Annotated in this window: 12 protein-coding genes; 7 read left to right on the top strand and 5 right to left on the bottom strand. The window is 68.3% G+C overall.

Annotation, left to right across the window (positions count from 1 at the left end; all coding sequences use genetic code 11):
* Nucleotides 1–259 precede the first annotated feature (259 nt).
* The 4 genes from thrA (at nucleotide 260) to NON22_RS03530 (ending at nucleotide 5,306) form a co-directional block, all read left to right on the top strand.
* The gene (gene thrA / locus NON22_RS03545) at nucleotides 260–2,776 is read left to right on the top strand and encodes a bifunctional aspartate kinase/homoserine dehydrogenase I (RefSeq protein ID WP_257385531.1); all 2,517 of its coding nucleotides are present in this window, start codon (nucleotides 260–262) and stop codon (nucleotides 2,774–2,776) included.
* A complete protein-coding gene (locus NON22_RS03540) occupies nucleotides 2,776–3,699 on the top strand; it encodes a homoserine kinase (protein WP_257385530.1) in 924 nt (307 codons plus the stop codon). Before thrA ends, NON22_RS03540 begins: the two co-directional genes overlap by 1 nt.
* Nucleotides 3,696–4,991 (top strand): threonine synthase, encoded by a 1,296-nt coding sequence (gene thrC / locus NON22_RS03535; protein WP_257385529.1) that lies wholly within the window; start codon nucleotides 3,696–3,698, stop codon nucleotides 4,989–4,991. The genes NON22_RS03540 and thrC overlap by 4 nt, the downstream gene beginning before the upstream one ends.
* 66 nt (nucleotides 4,992–5,057) lie before the next feature.
* Complete coding sequence (locus NON22_RS03530; RefSeq protein ID WP_257385528.1) at nucleotides 5,058–5,306, top strand: hypothetical protein; 249 nt, start codon at nucleotides 5,058–5,060, stop codon at nucleotides 5,304–5,306.
* 187 nt (nucleotides 5,307–5,493) lie between these two features.
* Here NON22_RS03530 and NON22_RS03525 read toward each other — a convergent pair whose 3' ends face one another.
* A complete protein-coding gene (locus NON22_RS03525; protein WP_257385527.1) occupies nucleotides 5,494–5,841 on the bottom strand; it encodes a hypothetical protein in 348 nt (115 codons plus the stop codon).
* A gap of 135 nt (nucleotides 5,842–5,976) precedes the next feature.
* A complete protein-coding gene (locus NON22_RS03520) occupies nucleotides 5,977–7,629 on the bottom strand; it encodes a DUF11 domain-containing protein (RefSeq protein WP_257385526.1) in 1,653 nt (550 codons plus the stop codon).
* A gap of 185 nt (nucleotides 7,630–7,814) precedes the next feature.
* Between NON22_RS03520 and NON22_RS03515 the strand changes: the two genes are divergently transcribed.
* Entirely contained in the window at nucleotides 7,815–9,104 is a 1,290-nt protein-coding gene (locus tag NON22_RS03515; RefSeq protein WP_257385525.1) for a glycerophosphodiester phosphodiesterase family protein, read from the top strand.
* Between the two features lie 224 nt (nucleotides 9,105–9,328).
* Here the strand turns inward: NON22_RS03515 and NON22_RS03510 are convergent, their stop codons facing one another.
* Both NON22_RS03510 and NON22_RS03505 read right to left on the bottom strand, forming a co-directional pair.
* Nucleotides 9,329–11,449: a S9 family peptidase gene (locus NON22_RS03510; protein ID WP_257385524.1), complete on the bottom strand. Its 2,121-nt coding sequence runs from the start codon at nucleotides 11,447–11,449 to the stop codon at nucleotides 9,329–9,331.
* A 70-nt stretch (nucleotides 11,450–11,519) separates the two neighbouring features.
* A complete protein-coding gene (locus tag NON22_RS03505; RefSeq protein WP_257385523.1) occupies nucleotides 11,520–13,454 on the bottom strand; it encodes an OPT family oligopeptide transporter in 1,935 nt (644 codons plus the stop codon).
* A 410-nt stretch (nucleotides 13,455–13,864) separates the two neighbouring features.
* On the opposite strand from NON22_RS03505, the gene NON22_RS03500 reads away from it, so the two are divergent.
* Together NON22_RS03500 and NON22_RS03495 are read left to right on the top strand one after the other, a co-directional pair.
* Entirely contained in the window at nucleotides 13,865–14,263 is a 399-nt protein-coding gene (locus NON22_RS03500) for an SHOCT domain-containing protein (RefSeq protein ID WP_257385522.1), read from the top strand.
* A gap of 331 nt (nucleotides 14,264–14,594) precedes the next feature.
* Nucleotides 14,595–16,097 carry a choice-of-anchor Q domain-containing protein gene (locus tag NON22_RS03495; RefSeq protein WP_257385521.1) on the top strand — a complete coding sequence of 501 codons (1,503 nt, stop codon included), beginning with the start codon at nucleotides 14,595–14,597 and terminating at the stop codon, nucleotides 16,095–16,097.
* A gap of 52 nt (nucleotides 16,098–16,149) precedes the next feature.
* Here the strand turns inward: NON22_RS03495 and NON22_RS03490 are convergent.
* Nucleotides 16,150–17,191, bottom strand: a 1,042-nt coding sequence (locus tag NON22_RS03490) for a hypothetical protein (protein ID WP_257385520.1), incomplete at its 5' end; no start/stop codon positions are given.

The raw sequence follows: 17,191 nt of genomic DNA, 5'->3' as shown, positions 1-17,191 counted from the left end.
CTCGCGCCGCTTGACAGCCCGGCGGCGCATCCGGTCCACTCGGTCGTGATGCGCACACCGCCCCGCCACTGTCCGATCACGACGACCGCCGTTCCGGCGGCGCGCGGCTTGGTCGCGGGTACCACGATTACGACGTCCACCACTACCGTGGTGCGGCGAGTCGTGCGCGAATAGATTTCTTACGCAAACGGCCCGCCCATCCTCAGGATGCGGGCTCGACTCCCGGATCCGACGGACGCGAGGCCTCAACGGAGGCTGCATGAGTTCGTCCGCTGTCGCTTTGCAGGATCCCCGGCCCGCCGCCGAGGCCGCGCCGCAGGCGCTTTCCGTCGTCGCGCACAAGTTCGGCGGCTCGTCCGTCGCCGATGCCGCGCGCTACCGCCACGTCGCCGGCCTGCTGCGCGCGCGCAGCGAGGCCGTGCAGGCCACCGTGGTCTCGGCGATGAAGGGCGTCACCGACGCGCTGATCGCGCTCGCCCACACGGCCGCCGACGGCGGCGACTGGCGCACGCCGTGGCAGGCGCTGCGCACGCGTCATCTCGGCACGGCCGAGGAGCTGCTGGCCGCTTCCGCCGCGCCGACCGTGGACTGGCTGGCGCGCCAGTTCGACGAACTCGCCGAGCTGCTGCACGCGCTGGCCGTGCTCGGCACGCCGACGCGCGAAGCCGTCGAGCGCGTGCAGGGCCTCGGCGAGGTCTATTCGGCGCGCCTGCTGTCGGATCATCTGCGCGCGCTCGGCGAGGACGTGGCCATGCTCGACGCGCGCGACGTGCTCGTCGTGCAGCAGGTTGACCTCGGCGTCGCGGTCGACTGGCCGGCCAGCGAAGCGCGCCTCGCGCGCTGGCGCGAACAGCATCCGGCCGCGCGCGTCGTCATCACCGGTTTCGTCGCGCGCGATGCGGGCAATCGCATCACCATCCTCGGCCGCAACGGCAGCGACTATTCCGGCGCGATCTTCGCGGCGCTGTTCCAGGCGCAGGAGCTGCACATCTGGACCGACGTCGACGGCGTGTTGTCGGCCGACCCGCGCCTGGTGCCCGAAGCCGTGCCGCTGGCCGCGCTGTCGTACCACGAGGCCTGCGAGCTCGCGTATTTCGGCGCCAAGGTCGTGCACCCGCAGACCATGACGCCGGCGATCAGCCGCGGCCTGCCGATCCTGATCCGCAACAGCTTCCGTCCCGATCATCCCGGCACGCGCATCGCCGCGGCCGGCGACGACGCCGGCCCGGTCAAGGGACTGACCCTGTCGCCGGATCTCGCCGTGCTGAACCTCGAAGGCGCCGGCATGATCGGCGTGCCCGGCACGGCCGAGCGCGTGTTCGCCGCGCTGCGCGACGCGCGCGTCTCGGTGGTCATGATCTCGCAGGGCTCCTCGGAACATTCGATCTGCTGCGTGGTGCGCGAAGCCGAAGCGGAAACCGCGCGCGGCGCATTGCAGGGCGCGTTCGCGCGCGAGCTCGCCAATGCGCAGGTGCAGAGCGTGCAGCTGATCCGCGGTATCAGCGTGCTCGCCGCGGTCGGCGACGGCATGGCCGGCACGCCGGGTGTCGCCGCACGGCTGTTCGATGCCCTCGCGCGCGCGCGCGTCAACATCCGTGCGATCGCGCAAGGCGCGTCCGAACGCAACATCTCGGTCGCGATCGCGAGCGCCGACGCCGACAAGGCGCTGCGCGCCGCGCATGCGGGCTTCTGGCTGTCGGCGCAGACGATCTCGCTCGGCGTGATCGGTCCGGGCAACGTCGGCGGCGCGCTGCTGCAGCAGCTCGATGCGGCCCAGGCGCGCCTGAAGCGCGACGCCAACATCGACCTGCGCCTGCGCGCGGTCGCCTCCAGCCGGCGCATGTGGCTCGACGATCGCGGCACGACGGCGGACTGGCGGCGCCGGCTCGACGAATCGGACCTGGAAGCCGATCTCGACCGCTTCACCGCGCACCTGCAGGCCGCGCACCTGCCGCATACGGTCATCGTCGACTGCAGCGCGAGCTCGCGCGTGGCCGAGCGCTATGCGGGCTGGCTCGCCGCCGGCATCCACGTGATCACGCCGAACAAGCAGGCCGGCGCCGGGCCGCTGGAACGCTATCGCGCGATCCGCGCGGCGATGGCCGCGAGCGGCGCGCGCTTCCGCTACGAAGCGACGGTCGGCGCCGGCCTGCCGATCGTCAGCACCTTGCGCGACCTGCTCGACACCGGCGACGAGGTGTTTGCGATCGACGGCATCTTCTCCGGCACCCTGGCCTGGCTGTTCAACCGCTACGACGGCTCGGTCGCGTTCTCCGCGCTCGTGCGCGAAGCCCATGCGCTCGGCTACACCGAGCCCGATCCGCGCGACGACCTGTCGGGCACCGACGTCGCGCGCAAGCTCGTGATCCTCGCGCGCGAAGCCGGCCGCGAGCTGTCGCTCGACGAGGTGCAGGTCGAAAGCCTCGTGCCGGCGGCGCTGCGCGATGCGGCGCCCGACGAATTCATGGCGCGTCTCGGCGAGCTCGATGCGGTCTTCGCCGCGCGCCATGCGGCGGCCGCGGCGGCCGGCAAGGTGCTGCGCTACGTCGCGCGGCTCGACCGCGACGGCCGCGCGAAGGTCGGCCTCGTCGAGCTCGACGCGGCGCATGCGTTCGCGCACCTGCGCGAGACCGACAACATCGTGCAGTTCGGCACGCGGCGCTACTGCAACAACCCGCTCGTCGTGCAAGGCCCGGGCGCCGGTCCCGAAGTGACCGCGGCCGGCGTGTTCGCCGATCTGCTGCGCGTGGCCGGCACCCTCGGAGCGCGCGTCTGATGCGCACGTCCGCCACGGCTTTCTCGCCGGCCTCGGTCGGCAACATCGGCGTCGGCTTCGACATCCTCGGCCATTCGATCGCCGGCGCCGGCGACCGCGCGACGGTGAGGCGCGTCAGCGAGCCCGTCGTGCGCATCGCCGCGATCCGCGGCAGCACGGTGGATCTGCCGATGCAGGCTCACGCCAACACCGCAGGCGCCGCGCTGATCGCGTTGCGCGACGCGCTCGCGCTGCCGTTCGGCTTCGAGATCGAACTCGACAAGGGCATCGCGCTGGGCTCGGGCATGGGCGGCTCGGCCGCGTCCTGCGTCGCGGCACTCGTGGCGGCGAACGCGCTGCTCGATGCGCCGCTGCCGCGCGCGGCGCTGTATCCGTTCGCGGTCACCGGCGAAGCCGTCGCGAGCGGCGGCCGCCACGGCGACAACGTGGGCCCGATGCTGCTCGGCGGCGTCGTGCTCGCGACCGCCGATCACGTCGTCGCCGTGCCGGTGCCGGCCGAATGGACCTGCGTGCTCGTGCATCCCGACGCCGTGCTCGAAACGCGCCGCGCGCGCGCCGCGCTGGCCGGTGCCTACGAGCTCAAGGAATTCGTCGCGCAGAGCGCGAACCTGAGCCTCGTGCTGGCCGGCTGCTGGCGCGGCGATCCGGCGCTGGTCCGCGCCGGACTGAAAGACGTGCTCGTCGAACCGCGCCGCGCGCCGCTGATCGGCGGCTTCGCCGCGGTCAAGCAGGCCGCGCTCGATCACGATGCGATGGGCGCGAGCATTTCCGGCGCCGGCCCGAGCGTGTTCGCCTGGTTCGAGCACGCCGCGACGGCCGCACGCGCCGCCGAAGCCATGCAGGCCGCCTTCGCCGCGGCCGGCTTCACGAGCCAGGCCTATCGGTCGCCGGTCGCCGGCCCCGCCGCGGAGGTGATCGCATGAACTTCGTCAGCACGCGCGGCGGCGCCGCGCCCTGCACGCTCAGCACCGCGATCGCCGCGGGCCTCGCGCCCGACGGCGGACTCTATGTCCCTGCGGAATTGCCGCGCCTGCGGGTGACCGATTTCGACGGCTGCACGAGCCTGCCCGGGATCGCGGAACGCCTGCTGCAACCGTTCTTCGCCGGCGACGCGCTGGAACCCGAGCTCGCGGCGATCTGCCGCGAAGCGTTCGATTTCCCGGCGCCGCTGCGCGCGCTCGCGACGCCGAACGATTACATCCTCGAGCTGTTCCACGGCCCGACCGCCGCGTTCAAGGATTTCGGCGCGCGCTTCCTCGCCGCGTGCCTGAGCCGCCTGCGGCGCACGCAGGCGCGCGAGCTGACCATCGTCGTCGCGACCTCGGGCGACACCGGCGCCGCGGTCGCCGCGGCGTTCCACGGACAACCCGGCCTGCGCGTCGCCGTGCTCTACCCCGACGGCCGCGTGTCGCCGCGCCAGGCGCACCAGCTCGGCTGCTTCGACGGCAATATCCACACCTGTAAAGTGTCCGGCTCGTTCGACGACTGCCAGGCGCTCGTCAAGCAGGCGCTCAACGACGCGGCGCTGCAGGCGCAGGTGCCGCTGAGCTCCGCCAACAGCATCAGCCTCGGTCGCCTGCTGCCGCAGATGAGCTATTACGCGAGCTCATCGCTGCAGCACTGGCGTACTCATGGCCGCGCGTTGAACGTCGTGATTCCGACCGGCAACCTCGGCAACGCGTTCGCCGCGATCCTCGCGCGCGCGCTCGGCCTGCCGCTCGGCGACGTCGTGCTCGCGACCAACGCGAACGACGTGCTGCCGCAGTTCTTCGGCGGCGCCGGCTACGCGCCGCGCGCGAGCGTCGCGACGTTGGCGAACGCCATGGACGTCGGCGCGCCGAGCAACTTCGAACGCCTGCGCTGGCTGTATCCCGACGATGCCGGACTGCGCGCCGCGTTCCGCGCCGCCGCCGTCGACGACGCCGCCATCCGCGACACGATCGCGCGGCGCTGGCGCGACCACGCCGAAATCCACTGCCCGCACACGGCCACCGCCGTGCGCGTGCTCGAAACCCTGCGTCGCGACGGCGCCGACGGCGACTGGTGCGTCGTCTCGACGGCTCATCCGGCCAAGTTCGAGAGCATCGTCGAACCGCTGATCGGCCGCCCGGTCGACGTGCCCCCGGCGCTGGCCGAGCTGCTGCGGCGGCCCGCGCACGCGGAGCCGCTCGCGGCGGACTATGCGGCGTTTGCGCAGCAGCTACGCGAGCTCTGAAGTCCACGCTGTCCGCGGTACCTGCGCCATGACGCAGATACCGCTCCGCTAAGCAACAAAGTCTTCGTGATCCGCCTGCATCCGACGCGTACGGAAATCCTCGAGATCGTCGAACAGCGCTACCGACGGCCAGTGCGGATCATGCTCGACCTGGTACGTCAGATGCACGACGGCGACCCGACCGGTTCCGTCATCGACGGCGAACAGCACGTCGTCGCCATCCTGTCGCCGCGCGAGCACGCGAACGGGCACCTGCCACAGCGGATGACCAGGCCGGACCTCGCGCGCAAGTTCGGAGACCGCCTGCTGCGATGATTCGGCGAACCACGGAGTCAGCCAATCCACATTAGCGCCGCGTCGATATCGCAATCATCTTCATCACTCGTTTCCCGACTTCGAGTAGCTACAGTTCCATTGAATCGCGTTGCTGATCGACGGCTGGCCACAAAAGATCTGCGCATTGTCACCGGCGACTCCGCTCAGCGTTCCGCTACACACTCCTCTACACTGCCGGCAAATCGTCCACACGCAACTCCAGCTTGGCGTGCAATTCCGGCGGAACCAAAGCGAGGAGCTTGCGGATGCGTTCGACGATGGTGCCGTAGTGGAAGCGCCGACGCCCGCCGGCCGCAACGATGTAGTTCTTCGCCTGCGTATTGAGCCAGTAGACGTCAAAGTCCGAGAACTCCGGCCGCAGCAGCAGCGGCGGCAGGTTGTGCACGAGTTCCAGTTCGTCGTAGAGGTTGTAGCGGATGCGCCGCAGGAACGGCCAGGTCTGCACGTTACGCATCATCGGCAGCACGAAGAACAGGATTTCCTCGTAGAGTTTTTGCTTTTCGGTCGGTTCCACGGAAGCCCCGGACATTCGCAAGACCGTTCCTGCGGAGATTACCCGGCTGACGCATAAAGCCACAGCTACCCGCGAATCGATGAAAAAAAAAGCGGCCGGGCTTGTGTGCCCGGCCGCCGCCGTTTTCATTGCGGTTTACGGATTCGACAGCACGAGTATGTCGCTGTCGTTACCGGTGGCCGCATCGTACTGATTGCCCGCGATCTGCACGCTCGCAACCGGCGCCGGATCGCCGCCGGCTGTCGCCTCGACGTGCAAGCTTGCCGCGATTGCGCCGGCCGGCAGCGGCAGCAGATACGTGCAGCGCGGCGCGCCGGAAGCCGTGTCGCAGTGCCAGTTGCTGCCGCCGGCGCTGACCAGGGCCGCATCGTCCGGCAGATCGACGAGCGCGACGATGCCGGTCGCGCTGCCGACGCCGGGCGTTGCGGTCGCCGGACGCAGGTTCGTCACGGCCACGTCGTACTGCAGCACGGCCGGGCCGTTCGTCGTATCGACAGTGCCGACGAAATCGACGGCGAGGTCGATCGAGGATTGACCCGCATAGCGCCGGCCGCTGACGCCGTAGTCGTTCGTGTAGAACGATTCGTCGTCGCGCCAGAGCAGGCTGACGTCGCCGTCGGCGTCGCTGGCCAGGCGCGGATAGGTGTTGCCCGTGCCGCCCGTCGAGGCGGCGATCTCGTCGCCGTAGGCGATGCCGGCCGCGCTGTAGCGGCGCAGATAGATCTTGCCGTCGGCGCGGCGCCAGCTCGCGGCGAATTCGCCGCTCGCGCGGGCCATCGTGACGGCCGCGTGCGAGGGCGCCAGCGACGAGGAGGGCTGGTAGGCCATGACGAATTCGCCGCCGAGCGCGAAACCGTTGCTGTCATAGCGCTGGCCGATGATGCGGACGTTGTTGGTCGAGACGAGGCTGTCCCAGATCACGACACTGTTGCCGGCCGCGTCCATCGCGATGTCGGCCTTGCGCTGCGGCCCCGTGACGGCGCTGTTGAGGCGCTGCGCGGCGCCTTGAGCGTTGCCGCTCGCATCGAAGCGGCGGCGGTAGACGTCGTAGTTCGCGCCGTTGTTCTTGTCTTCGGTCCAGATCACGCTGAAGCGGCCGCCGTCGTCGAGGCCGACGCGGATCTGCGGTCCGTAGATCGCCGTGGCCATGGTCGCGACGAGGATTTCGGCGCCGACGGCCGCGCCGCTCGCATCGAAGCGGCGCGCGCGGATCTGCGTGCCGCTGCCGTAGGCATACCACGCGACGACGCTGGCGCCGCTCGCGTTCATCGCGATCGCCGGCATGCCGGCTTCGCTCGTGGCGACGTCGTCGAGACGCAGCTCGGCGTCGAGCGGCGTGCCGGCGGCATCGAAGCGGCGTCGATAGACGTGCGGCAGGCTGCCGATCGTCGTCGACTGGTTGCTCCAGACCACCGTGAAATTGCCGTTCGCATCGGCGGCGACCTCGGGATCCGGGTAGGAATCGACGACGGTTGCGGTGCTCACCGGAATCTCGGCGCCGGTCGGCATACCGGCCGCGTCGAGGCGCCGCGCGACGATGCTCCGGGGACCCGACGAAGCCGGTGCGCTGAACCAGACGGCGACCGCATTGCCGTGAGCGTCGCTGGCGACGGACGCCTGCTGCTGCGCACCGGACGTCGTCGTGTTGTAGCGCGCGGGCAGACCGGCCGCGGCGCCGGCAACGGCCGCCGCCTGCGCGGCGGGCGTGAACGCCGCGGCCGTCGTCAGCAGGCCGAGCGCGATCACGGCCGCCAGCGACGCAAAGGAAATCGAAGGAACAGGGTGCATGAAAGCTCCAGGACAAGGACGGGAGTGCGGCGCGCGAAACCGATGACCGTCGCAACCGCACTCGCAGTCTGCGGGCGCAGCGAGAACCGCAGGATCCTGAGCTTGTCCGGTCGTCGCGGCGGCCCGCCTGACAAAACCGCCGGCGCGTGTCGCAAACCGTAAGATGCAACTGGGACAATGCCGCCATGTCGACCCGCCTAGCTGAGTTCCGCACGATCGCCGCCGGCTTGCGCCGCTGCCTCGCCGCTGTTCTGATCCTGCTGCCGGCGGGCTGCGCCCGCGACGGCGCCGCCGTCAGCGAGCATGCCGCCATGTCCGTCCAGCGTCCTTTCGTCATCGCCCACCGCGGCGCCAGCGGCTACCGGCCCGAGCACACGCTCGCCGGCTATGCGCTCGCGATCGAGCAGGGCGCCGACGCGATCGAACCCGATCTCGTCGTCACGCGCGACGGCGTGCTGATCGCACGCCACGAGAACGAGATCGGCGGCACCACCGATGTCGCCCGGCATCCCGAGTTCGCCGACCGCCGCACGCGCAAGCGCGTCGACGGCGAGGAGATCGACGGCTGGTTCGCCGAGGACTTCACCCTGGCCGAGATCCGCACCTTGCGCGCGCGCGAACGCCTGGCCGACCTGCGGGCGGCGAACACGCAGTACGACGGCCAGTCCGGCATTCCGACCTTCGCCGAAGTCATCGCGCTGGCCGCCGCGGCGCCGCGGCCCGTCGCGATCTATCCCGAGACCAAGCATCCGACCTACTTCGCCGCGGAAGGCCGCTATCTCGACGGCACGCCTATCCGCCGCTCGCTGTCGGCGCTGCTCGTGGACGAGCTCGTGCGCAGCGGTTTCACCGATCCGGCGCGGATCTACATCCAGTCGTTCGAGCTCGCGAACCTGATCGAGCTGCGCACGCGGCTGCTGCCGGCCGCCGGCATCGACGCGCGGCTCATGCAGCTCTATGGCGACACCGACGCCGTGCGCGCCGACAACGAGAGCTTCGCCCTGCCCTACGACCTGCGCTGGCATGCGGCGCGCGGCGACGATCTCGATGTGCTGTATCCGGGCCTGCGCGCCGTGCTGCCTCAGCTCGGCCGCGCGGCCGTGTCCTACGGCGATCTCACGGCGCCGGTCGCGCTCGCGTGGATGCGCGAACGCTACGCCTACGGCATTGCGCCGTGGAAGGACGACCTGCTGCCTCGCCACGACGTCGCCGTAAGTTCGTCATCGGCGACGACGGCCGCCGGACTGCCGCGCCTCCGCGGTCCGGTCTCGCCGCTGATCGCCGCGGCGCACGCGGCCGGACTCGCCGTGCATGCCTACACGTTCCGTGCCGACGCGCCGTACCTCGTCGCCGACGAACACGGCAACGCGCTGAGCATGGAGCAGGAGCTGCAGCGCCTGCTCGATGCGGGGCTCGACGGCTATTTCACCGACTTTCCCGACCGCGGCGTCGCGGTGCGCGAGCGGCAGCGCTGAAGCGCGCGCCCGACTGACTGCCGTCCACAAGACCACGCGTCGTCCCGTTCCGACGGCGGCGAGAGGCCGGCAAAGGCTCTGCGAGCGAACGACAGGCGAAGAAAAACCCGCACGCCTTGCGGCAATGCGGGTTTTCTCGACGCGGGGTTTTCCGCAGGGCGGGACCGTGATGGTGCGGGTTGCTGCGCTCGCCGCAACCCGCACACTCTCCTGCGTTTCCGTGTTTACTGCGCCGTCCAGCGCTTGATCCACGCGTTCACGGTCTCGTGCCACTGCACGCTGTTCTGCGGCTTGAGCACCCAGTGGTTCTCGTTCGGGAAGTGCAGGAACTGGCTCTCGATGCCGCGGCGCTGCAAGGCGGTGAACGTGGCGAGGCCCTGTTCGAGCGGGATGCGGAAGTCGAGGCCGCCCTGGACCACGAGCATCGGCACCTTCCAGTTCGCGACGTGGTTGACCGGGTTGAACTTCTCGTAGTTCTGCGGCTTGTCGAACGGCGTGCCGCCGTTCTCCCATTCGCTGAACCAAAGCTCCTCGGTGGAATAGCCCATCATGCGCGCGTCGAACACGCCGTCGTGGTTGACGAGGCACTTCCACGGCTGCGGCCAGTTGCCGGCGATCCAGTTGACCATGTAGCCGCCGTAGGATGCGCCGAGCGCGCAGGCGCGGTCGCCGTCGAGGAAGTCGTATTTCGCCAGCGCGGCGGCCCAGCCCTTCTGCAGGTCTTCGAGCGGCTTGCCGCCCCAGTCGCCCGAGATCGCGTCGGTGAAGGCCTGGCCGTAGCCGGTGGAGCCGTGGAAGTTGACCGTGACCACGGCGAAGCCGAGGCCGGCGTAGGTCTGCGGATTCCAGCGGTAGTGGAAGTCGTTGCCGTAGGCGCCCTGCGGACCGCCGTGAATCAGGAACGCGACCGGATACTTCTTGCCTTGTTCATAGTTCCACGGCTTGACGACGTAGCCCTGCACGCGCTCGTCGTTCCAGCCCTTGAAGTCGAAGAACTCGGGCTGGCCGAACACGACGTCCTTGAGCTTGTCGGCGTTGACCTGGGTGAGCTGGCGAGCCTTGCCGCCCTTGGCCGTGGTCTGGAACAGCTGCGTCGGCGAGGTCAGCGATTCGCGGCCGTAGACCAGCGTGTTGCCGGCGAGGTCGTAGCCGTTGATGTGGCCGTCGCCGACGACGGTGCGCACCTTGCCGCTGGCCGTGTCGATCGCGAACAGCGGATGCTGGCCGTTGTCGTCGGCGGTCGCAAAGATGCTCTTGCCGTCGGCGGACAGCTTCAGCGAACCGGCCGAGCGGTCCCAGCCGGCGTCGACTTCGCGCGTCTTGCCGCTGGCGAGATCCAGCGCCATCAGGCCGAAGCGGTCGGCCTCGAAGCCCGGGCGCTTCATCGCGAGGTAGTACAGAGTCTTGCCGTCGGCCGACGGCAGCGGATTCGCATCCCAGGCCGGATTGGCCGCGGTCAGGTTGCGCGGCTGGGCCGAGGCGTCGGCCGGCACGGCGTAGAGATCGAAATTGGTCGACCAGGGCTCGCTCTTGCCGGCGATGCGCGCGCCGAAATAGACGGTCTTGCCGTCCGGCGAGAACGCGTATTCGGAATCGTCGCCGAACGGCTTGGACGGCACGTCCCCGTCTATGCCGCGCGACATCAGGGTCAGTCTCGGCAGCAGCTTGCCGTCGGCGCCGAACTCGCCGAGGAACAGCTGGCTGCGGCGGCCGTCGGCCCAGGTGTCCCAATGGCGCACGAACAGCTTGTCGTAGAGCTCTCCGGTAGTCTTGGCCGCGGCCTTGTCGTCGAGGCGCTTCTTCGTGCAGTTGATGTCGGGGCAGTCGGTGAACACGTCGAGCGACAGCAGCACGTGCTTGCCGTCGGGCGAGAGCTTGAAGCTGCCCACGTCGAGGGCCAGGCCGCTCGACACGACGGCGGCCTGCGGCGAGGCCTCGAATGCGTCGCGCATCAGCGCGTTCTTCTTGCGTTCGCCCTCCGACAGCGCCGGCGCGATGTCGATGCGCCAGAGCTGGTTGACCCCTTCGTGGACCGCCGTGTAGTAGACGCTGCGGCCGTCGGGCGCCCAGCGCGGGCCGGCGCTGCTCGCGCCGGCGGCGGTCAGGCGCAGCGGCGGCGACTTGCCGTCGAGCTTGAGCAGCCAGAGGCCGTTGACGCCCTTGTTCGCGGCGAAGTCGGTCTGGCGCAGCTGGTAGACCACGTAGCGGCCGTCGGGCGAGAGCTGCGGATCGCTGATGCGCTCGAGGTTGACGAGATCGTTGACGTCGAGGCCGCGCGCGGCGACGGCGGTACCCGCCGCGAGCGCAGCGACGGCGGCGAGGGACAGCGAAACGGTGCGTTTCATCGGCTCAGTCCACGTTTGCAGAAAGGAAGAAAATCCGCCGCGGGCCGGGCCTGCGGCGGCGATGCGGAAATCAGGCCGGCGCCTGTCCCTTGATCGCGGCGCGGTACAGCAGCGCGCCGGTCGCGGCGAGAACGGCCAGGCCGGCGATCTGGCCGAGCTCCCAGCCGTGCAGCGCGAGCACGTCGGCCTTGCCGCTGACCACGATAGGAATCGCGATCGCGATGCCCATCAGCGCCTCGCCGGTGATCAGGCCCGCGGCGAACAGGGTGCCCGGACGATGCACGCGGTCGCGCGCTTCCTCGTCGTGGGCCGGCACGCCGAAGCGGCGCTCGACGAAATGGGCGAGCACGCCGCCGAGGAAGATCGGCACCATCAGTTCCAGCGGCAGGTAGATGCCGATCGCCGCGGCCAGCACCGGCACGCGGAAGTGCGCCTTGCGCGCCTTGAGCCATTCGTCGAGCGCGATGATGGCCGCGCCGATCACGGCACCGATGCCGATCATGTCCCAGGGCAGGTGGCCGCCGAACAGGCCCTTGGCGACCGACGCCATCAGCACGGCCTGCGGCGCCTGCAGCGGATTCGGATGCTCCGGCGTGGCCTGGCCGATGCCGTAGGCGGCGGCGAGAAGATTCAGCACCGGCGCCATGACCAGCGCGCACGAGAACGCGCCGATCGCGAGCATGAGCTGCTGCTTCCACGGCGTCGCGCCGACGAGGTAGCCGGCCTTGAGGTCCTGCAGGTTGTCGCCGCCGACCGCGGCCGCGCAGCAGACCACGGCGCCGATCATGATCGCGGCGACCGCGCCTATCGGCGAATCCTTGCCGAGCAGCAGCATCAGCACCACCGACGCAAACAGTATCGTCGCGATCGTGATGCCCGAGACCGGGTTGTTGCTGGAGCCGACGAGGCCGGCGAGGTAAGCCGACACCGAGACGAACAGGAAGCCCGCGACGACCATGATGATGGCCATCGGCACGCTGACCGCCCAGTTGCCCACGATGGCCTGGTACAGCAGCAGCAGCGGCAGCACGAACAGCACGAGCGCGATCAGCATCCACTTCATCGGCAGGTCGCGTTCGGTCTCGGCGACGTTCTCGCTCGAGCCCTTGCGCGCCGCGGCGATGCCGCTCTTGACTCCCGACAGCAGCGACTTGCGCAGCGAGAACAGGGTCCAGATGCCGCCGATCAGCATCGCGCCGACGCCGAGGTAGCGCACCTTCTCGCCGCGGATCAGGCCGGCCGCTTCGGCCGCCGACAGGCCGGCTAGCTTGACCGCGAAGTCCGGATCGAAGCTGGCCGCGAACGCATGGTAGATCGGAATCGCGATGTTGTAGGACAGCACGCTGCCCGACAGCACGACGATGCCGATGTTCAGGCCGACGATGTAGCCGACGCCGAGCAGCGCCGGCGACAGGCCGGTGCCCATGTAGCCGAGGTACTTGCCGAAGAAGGTCGCGCCCGAGGCGTTGTCCGGGATGATGCGCAGGCCGCTCTCGGCCATGAGCTTGACCAGCGCGCCGATGACCGCGGAGATGCCGAGAATGCGGATGCCCGGTCCCGGATTCTCGCCGGCCTTGAGCACTTCGGCCGCAGCCTTGCCTTCGGGGAACGGCAGCGGGTCCTCGACGATCATCGAGCGGCGCAGCGGCACCGAGAACAGCACGCCGAGCAGGCCGCCGAGGCCGGCGATCGCGAGCACCCAGGAATAGCGGAAGTCCTGCCAGTAGCCGAGGATGATCAGCGCCGGGATCGTGAAGATCACGCCGGCAGCGATCGAGGAGCCGGCCGAGGCACCGGTCTGGACGATGTTGTTCTCGAGTATCGTGCCGCCGCCGAGCACGCGCAGCACGGCCATGGAGATGACGGCCGCCGGTATCGCCGTGGCGATGGTCAGGCCCGCGAACAGGCCGAGGTAGGTATTGGCGGCGGCGAGGATCATCGCCAGCACCACCGAGAGCGCGACGGCGCGGATCGTCAACTGCGGGACGGCGGCAGGTGTACTCATGCGGACTCCGTATGGGAAAACACCCGCGGCTGACGGGCGGCCGCCAAGCATAACCGGGATGGGGCGGCGCTGGACGCCGCCAACCCGCGACGGCCACGGCGACCGGATACCCCTGCCATTGGTCATGTCTTGGCATTGCGAAAGCGCGCGCCGACCGCGCGCGGGCCAAGTCATCGGCACCGCGCGACCCGGCGCGGCCAGCGGCGTCAGGTCGCGCGCAAGCGCCGCAAGAGCGGGGCCAGCACGTTCATTGTCGAGAGGTCCGATGGCGGCCAGTGGGCCTACGCCCCTCCGTTGCAACACCCGCAGCGCCGCAGCTCGCGCCGCCCCCTAGGAGTGAGAGGGCGCGGCCGATCGCGACAGTGATCTCAAGCGCCAATTTCGCGCCGCCAGCCGTCGAGGAACCGTCCATGAGCAGCCCGTCTCCGAACCCCGGCAATTTCCCCTGGAAGACTCTACTCACCTTCGGCGGAGCGATCGCCGGTTTCCTGGCCGCCATCGCGCAGAGACCGCGGATGTTCGGTACCTACCTGCCGTTGGCGGAGTACCTGCATTACAACGGTGGCGAAGTAGTCTTCGCGACGACAGCGTGCGCCATCGGCGGTCTGCTGCTGGGGGCGCTGATCTCGACGCTGGTCACGCACGGCGCAGCATCACCACCGCCACCGCGCGTCGCCGCACCGCCGCCGGCGCCCGCCCACGACCGCGTGGACAGACTTCGTCAACTCAAGGAGCTGCTGGATTCCGGCGCGCTCAACGAACAGGAATTCGCGGCGGAAAAAGCCAGGATACTCAGCAAGTCGCCCTGACGGACCGTCGAGAAACGGTCTGTCGCGGCGGCCTGCGTGCGGGCCGGGCTCGTCTGCGGACAGTGTGAAAATTCCCATCCCGACGCCGCCCATACCCGCTAGACAGGCTTCCGGCAGCGACGGTGCCGAGCCGCGGGCGCATCGTTCCGGCGAATGACCGAGGACGCAGCAACCCAGTGCGGCCGGCGCAGTCTGCGAACGACACGACCAGGCGAAGGCTTCGGCATAGTCGTGAATTTCGAAAACCGCGCTGCTTTCACGGATTGAGGTTTCGCGCCCGCCGCTGCGTAACAGCCTGCAAGCGTGCCTGGCACATCGACTCTCCGCCGCCATGACTGTCCTGTCGCAACGTCTGCTGTTCGTTCTTGCCGCCCTGCTCGCGCTGCCCGCACAGGCGCAGATCTGGGTGACCAGCGCCGCCTCGTCGGGCAGCGGCAGCCTGCGCGCGGCGATCCAGGGCCTGAACCCGTCGACGAGCGCGCTGCAGGAGATCCGTTTCGCGATCCCGACCGTGCCGGGCAATCCGGTCGCGGAAATCGTGCTCGACGAGCCGCTGCCGCCCATCAGCGGCGTCAGCGTGCTGATCAACGGCAACGACCAGACCGGCCGCATCGTCGTCAACGGCAACGGCCGGCAGATCTTCACGGTCGAGGAAACGGCCACGACGACGGCGCTGGAGCTGCGCGACCTCACCCTGCGCGGCGGCGCCGTCGTCGACAGCGGCGGCTGCCTGCGCATACGCCGCGCCGCCGCGGCGGCCACCCTGCGCGACGTCGTGTTCGATCAATGCAAGGCCTACGTCAGCGTGACGACGAACCCGGCCGCGCGCGGCGGCGCCGTCTACACCAAGGGCGCTTTGACGATCGAAGACAGCGCGTTCACCGGCAACCGCATCGTCAGCATTTCGGCGAACGAAGCGAGCAGCGACGCGGCCGGCGGCGCACTGTTCGTCGAAGGCGACCGGCCGCTGACGATCGCGCGCTCGCTGTTCAGCGGCAACCTGATCTATCTCGGCAACCAGCTGCCGTCGTTCTGCCGCAGCGGCAACGGCGGTGCGGTCGCGCTGGCCTTGACCAACGCGCTCGCCGTGATCAGCGACACGAGCTTCGTCGACAACAAGACCTCCTGCCGCAACCCGACCGTGACCTACGACATCGACGGTACCGGCGACGGCGGCGCGATCGCGATCTACGGCCAGGGCGGCGAGACGCGTCTGCTCGCGAACTATTTCCACGGCAACATCGGCAATCGCGGCGGCGCGGTCGGCTTCCTGCAGCCGCTGGGCATGCTGGCGACCCTGACGAACAACACCTTCCACGCGAACACGAGCAACCAGGCCGGCGGCGGCGTCGCGCTGGTCAACTGCTGCGCGCTCGCGATGGTCAACAACACCTTCAGCGACAACGTCGCGCGCTCGCCGGGACTGGCCAACCAGTTCCAGGCCTGGAGCACGGTGCTCGCGCTGTACAACAACCTGTTCAACGGCGCGAACACGAATCCGGACTGCATCGTCAGCTCGGCCATGACGAACAGCGGCTACAACCTCTACGCGAACAACGCGTGCTGGACGACGAGCGACGGCACGAGCCAGGTCATCGGCGCGATGACCTGGCTGCAGGCGCCGCGCGTCACCGGCGGCTACGTGCCGACGATGCCGTTCGCCAACGGCAGCCCGCCCGTGGACCGCGGCGACGACGCGCACTGCGCCGCCTACGACGCACGCGGCCTGCCGCGGCCGCTGGACGGGGACCTCGACGGCGCGTCACATTGCGACATCGGCGCGCTCGAGCACAGCTACATCAACCTGATTTTTCGCAGCGGGTTCGACACGTAGACCAAGTTTTATATATGCAACGCGCAGCATTATCCAAAAAACGAATTAAAAATTAGTCTAATTTAAAAAACTTAGGTTTCGGACATATAAGCGTTGGAGCCATCTGCTTCATGTGCAGCCAATCAGGTGCATTTACCGAAACAAGCTGATGTTTCTGCCCCACAAGATCCTGTTGAGCCGCATCATTCAGAGCAGCTTCAATATCAACAACAGTTGCATCAGGATATTTCTCAATTTGTTGCTGCATGCGCTGCGCTTTTGCACTCGGAACCACATAATATGGTGGCGGGTTTTGCTTCCCGAGAGAGCACATACTGCGACCAACAGCATGGTAGGCGTCACTAAAAAGCCCCATAAAACCGTTGGGATCGGCCAGCGACACTATCCATAAACGATGGTGCTGACTGTATCGAATACTACTGTGATTACCCTTGTCCGCAGACTCCGGAACTATTCCAATCCGGAGGCCGCGCCCTCCTTCTAGCTGCTTGAAATTTGATTTTACCGTTGCAGCAAAATATCTAGGATCACCTTCAGCCGATAGAAAAAGGTCGGTCTTCCATATTTGCTTAATCCGATCATTCAACAGAGGCTCAGACGGCTTGCCAACAGCCGCCTTTGAAACCCAAGGACCAAAACGAAACGGCCGACCACTTCCTTCCGGAAGAAGAAACGAATCATTGCCTGCATCATCAACGACAGCATCAAGGAAACCCAAGTAGCGGGCTCGCTCGTACCCAAAAAGTAGCGACTGTGGCCTACCATCCTTTACGAAGGAGGAGGCCTTGCGCATTGCAGCACTGAGGGGGTTCAGAACCGACGGCTCGCCTCCAAGTACAGCTTCATGCACAGCCCACTCAAAGCCATCTCCACGCATACCTTTGTCGCGGTCAAGCCTCACCACTTTCGCCAACTGCCGCATTCTTACACGGTCAAGCGGAGTGTTTAGATCAGCCAGATCTTCATTGCTTAAGGAAGGTCTGAACAAGTCCGCCCCATTGTGCTGAGATAGTGCCACTACCCGACGAGGACCGCGCGCGATGGACCAGATGAGCTTTGGCGACGGGGAGTACGCGAGCAAGCGCAAGCGGACA

Source organism: Tahibacter caeni (genome assembly GCF_024609805.1).
GTDB classification, from domain to species: domain Bacteria; phylum Pseudomonadota; class Gammaproteobacteria; order Xanthomonadales; family Rhodanobacteraceae; genus Tahibacter; species Tahibacter caeni.
This window is presented reverse-complemented; position numbering and strand designations above follow the sequence as displayed.

Excerpts from the sequence above, each read along its gene's own strand:
- NON22_RS03520 (WP_257385526.1), bottom strand. The coding sequence starts at position 7,629 with ATGCACCCTGTTCCTTCGATTTCCTTTGCGTCGCTGGCGGCCGTGATC.
- NON22_RS03540 (WP_257385530.1), top strand. The coding sequence starts at position 2,776 with ATGCGCACGTCCGCCACGGCTTTCTCGCCGGCCTCGGTCGGCAACATC.
- NON22_RS03500 (WP_257385522.1), top strand. The coding sequence starts at position 13,865 with ATGAGCAGCCCGTCTCCGAACCCCGGCAATTTCCCCTGGAAGACTCTA.
- thrA (WP_257385531.1), top strand. The coding sequence starts at position 260 with ATGAGTTCGTCCGCTGTCGCTTTGCAGGATCCCCGGCCCGCCGCCGAG.
- NON22_RS03495 (WP_257385521.1), top strand. The coding sequence starts at position 14,595 with ATGACTGTCCTGTCGCAACGTCTGCTGTTCGTTCTTGCCGCCCTGCTC.
- thrC (WP_257385529.1), top strand. The coding sequence starts at position 3,696 with ATGAACTTCGTCAGCACGCGCGGCGGCGCCGCGCCCTGCACGCTCAGC.
- NON22_RS03515 (WP_257385525.1), top strand. The coding sequence starts at position 7,815 with ATGTCGACCCGCCTAGCTGAGTTCCGCACGATCGCCGCCGGCTTGCGC.
- NON22_RS03505 (WP_257385523.1), bottom strand. The coding sequence starts at position 13,454 with ATGAGTACACCTGCCGCCGTCCCGCAGTTGACGATCCGCGCCGTCGCG.
- NON22_RS03510 (WP_257385524.1), bottom strand. The coding sequence starts at position 11,449 with ATGAAACGCACCGTTTCGCTGTCCCTCGCCGCCGTCGCTGCGCTCGCG.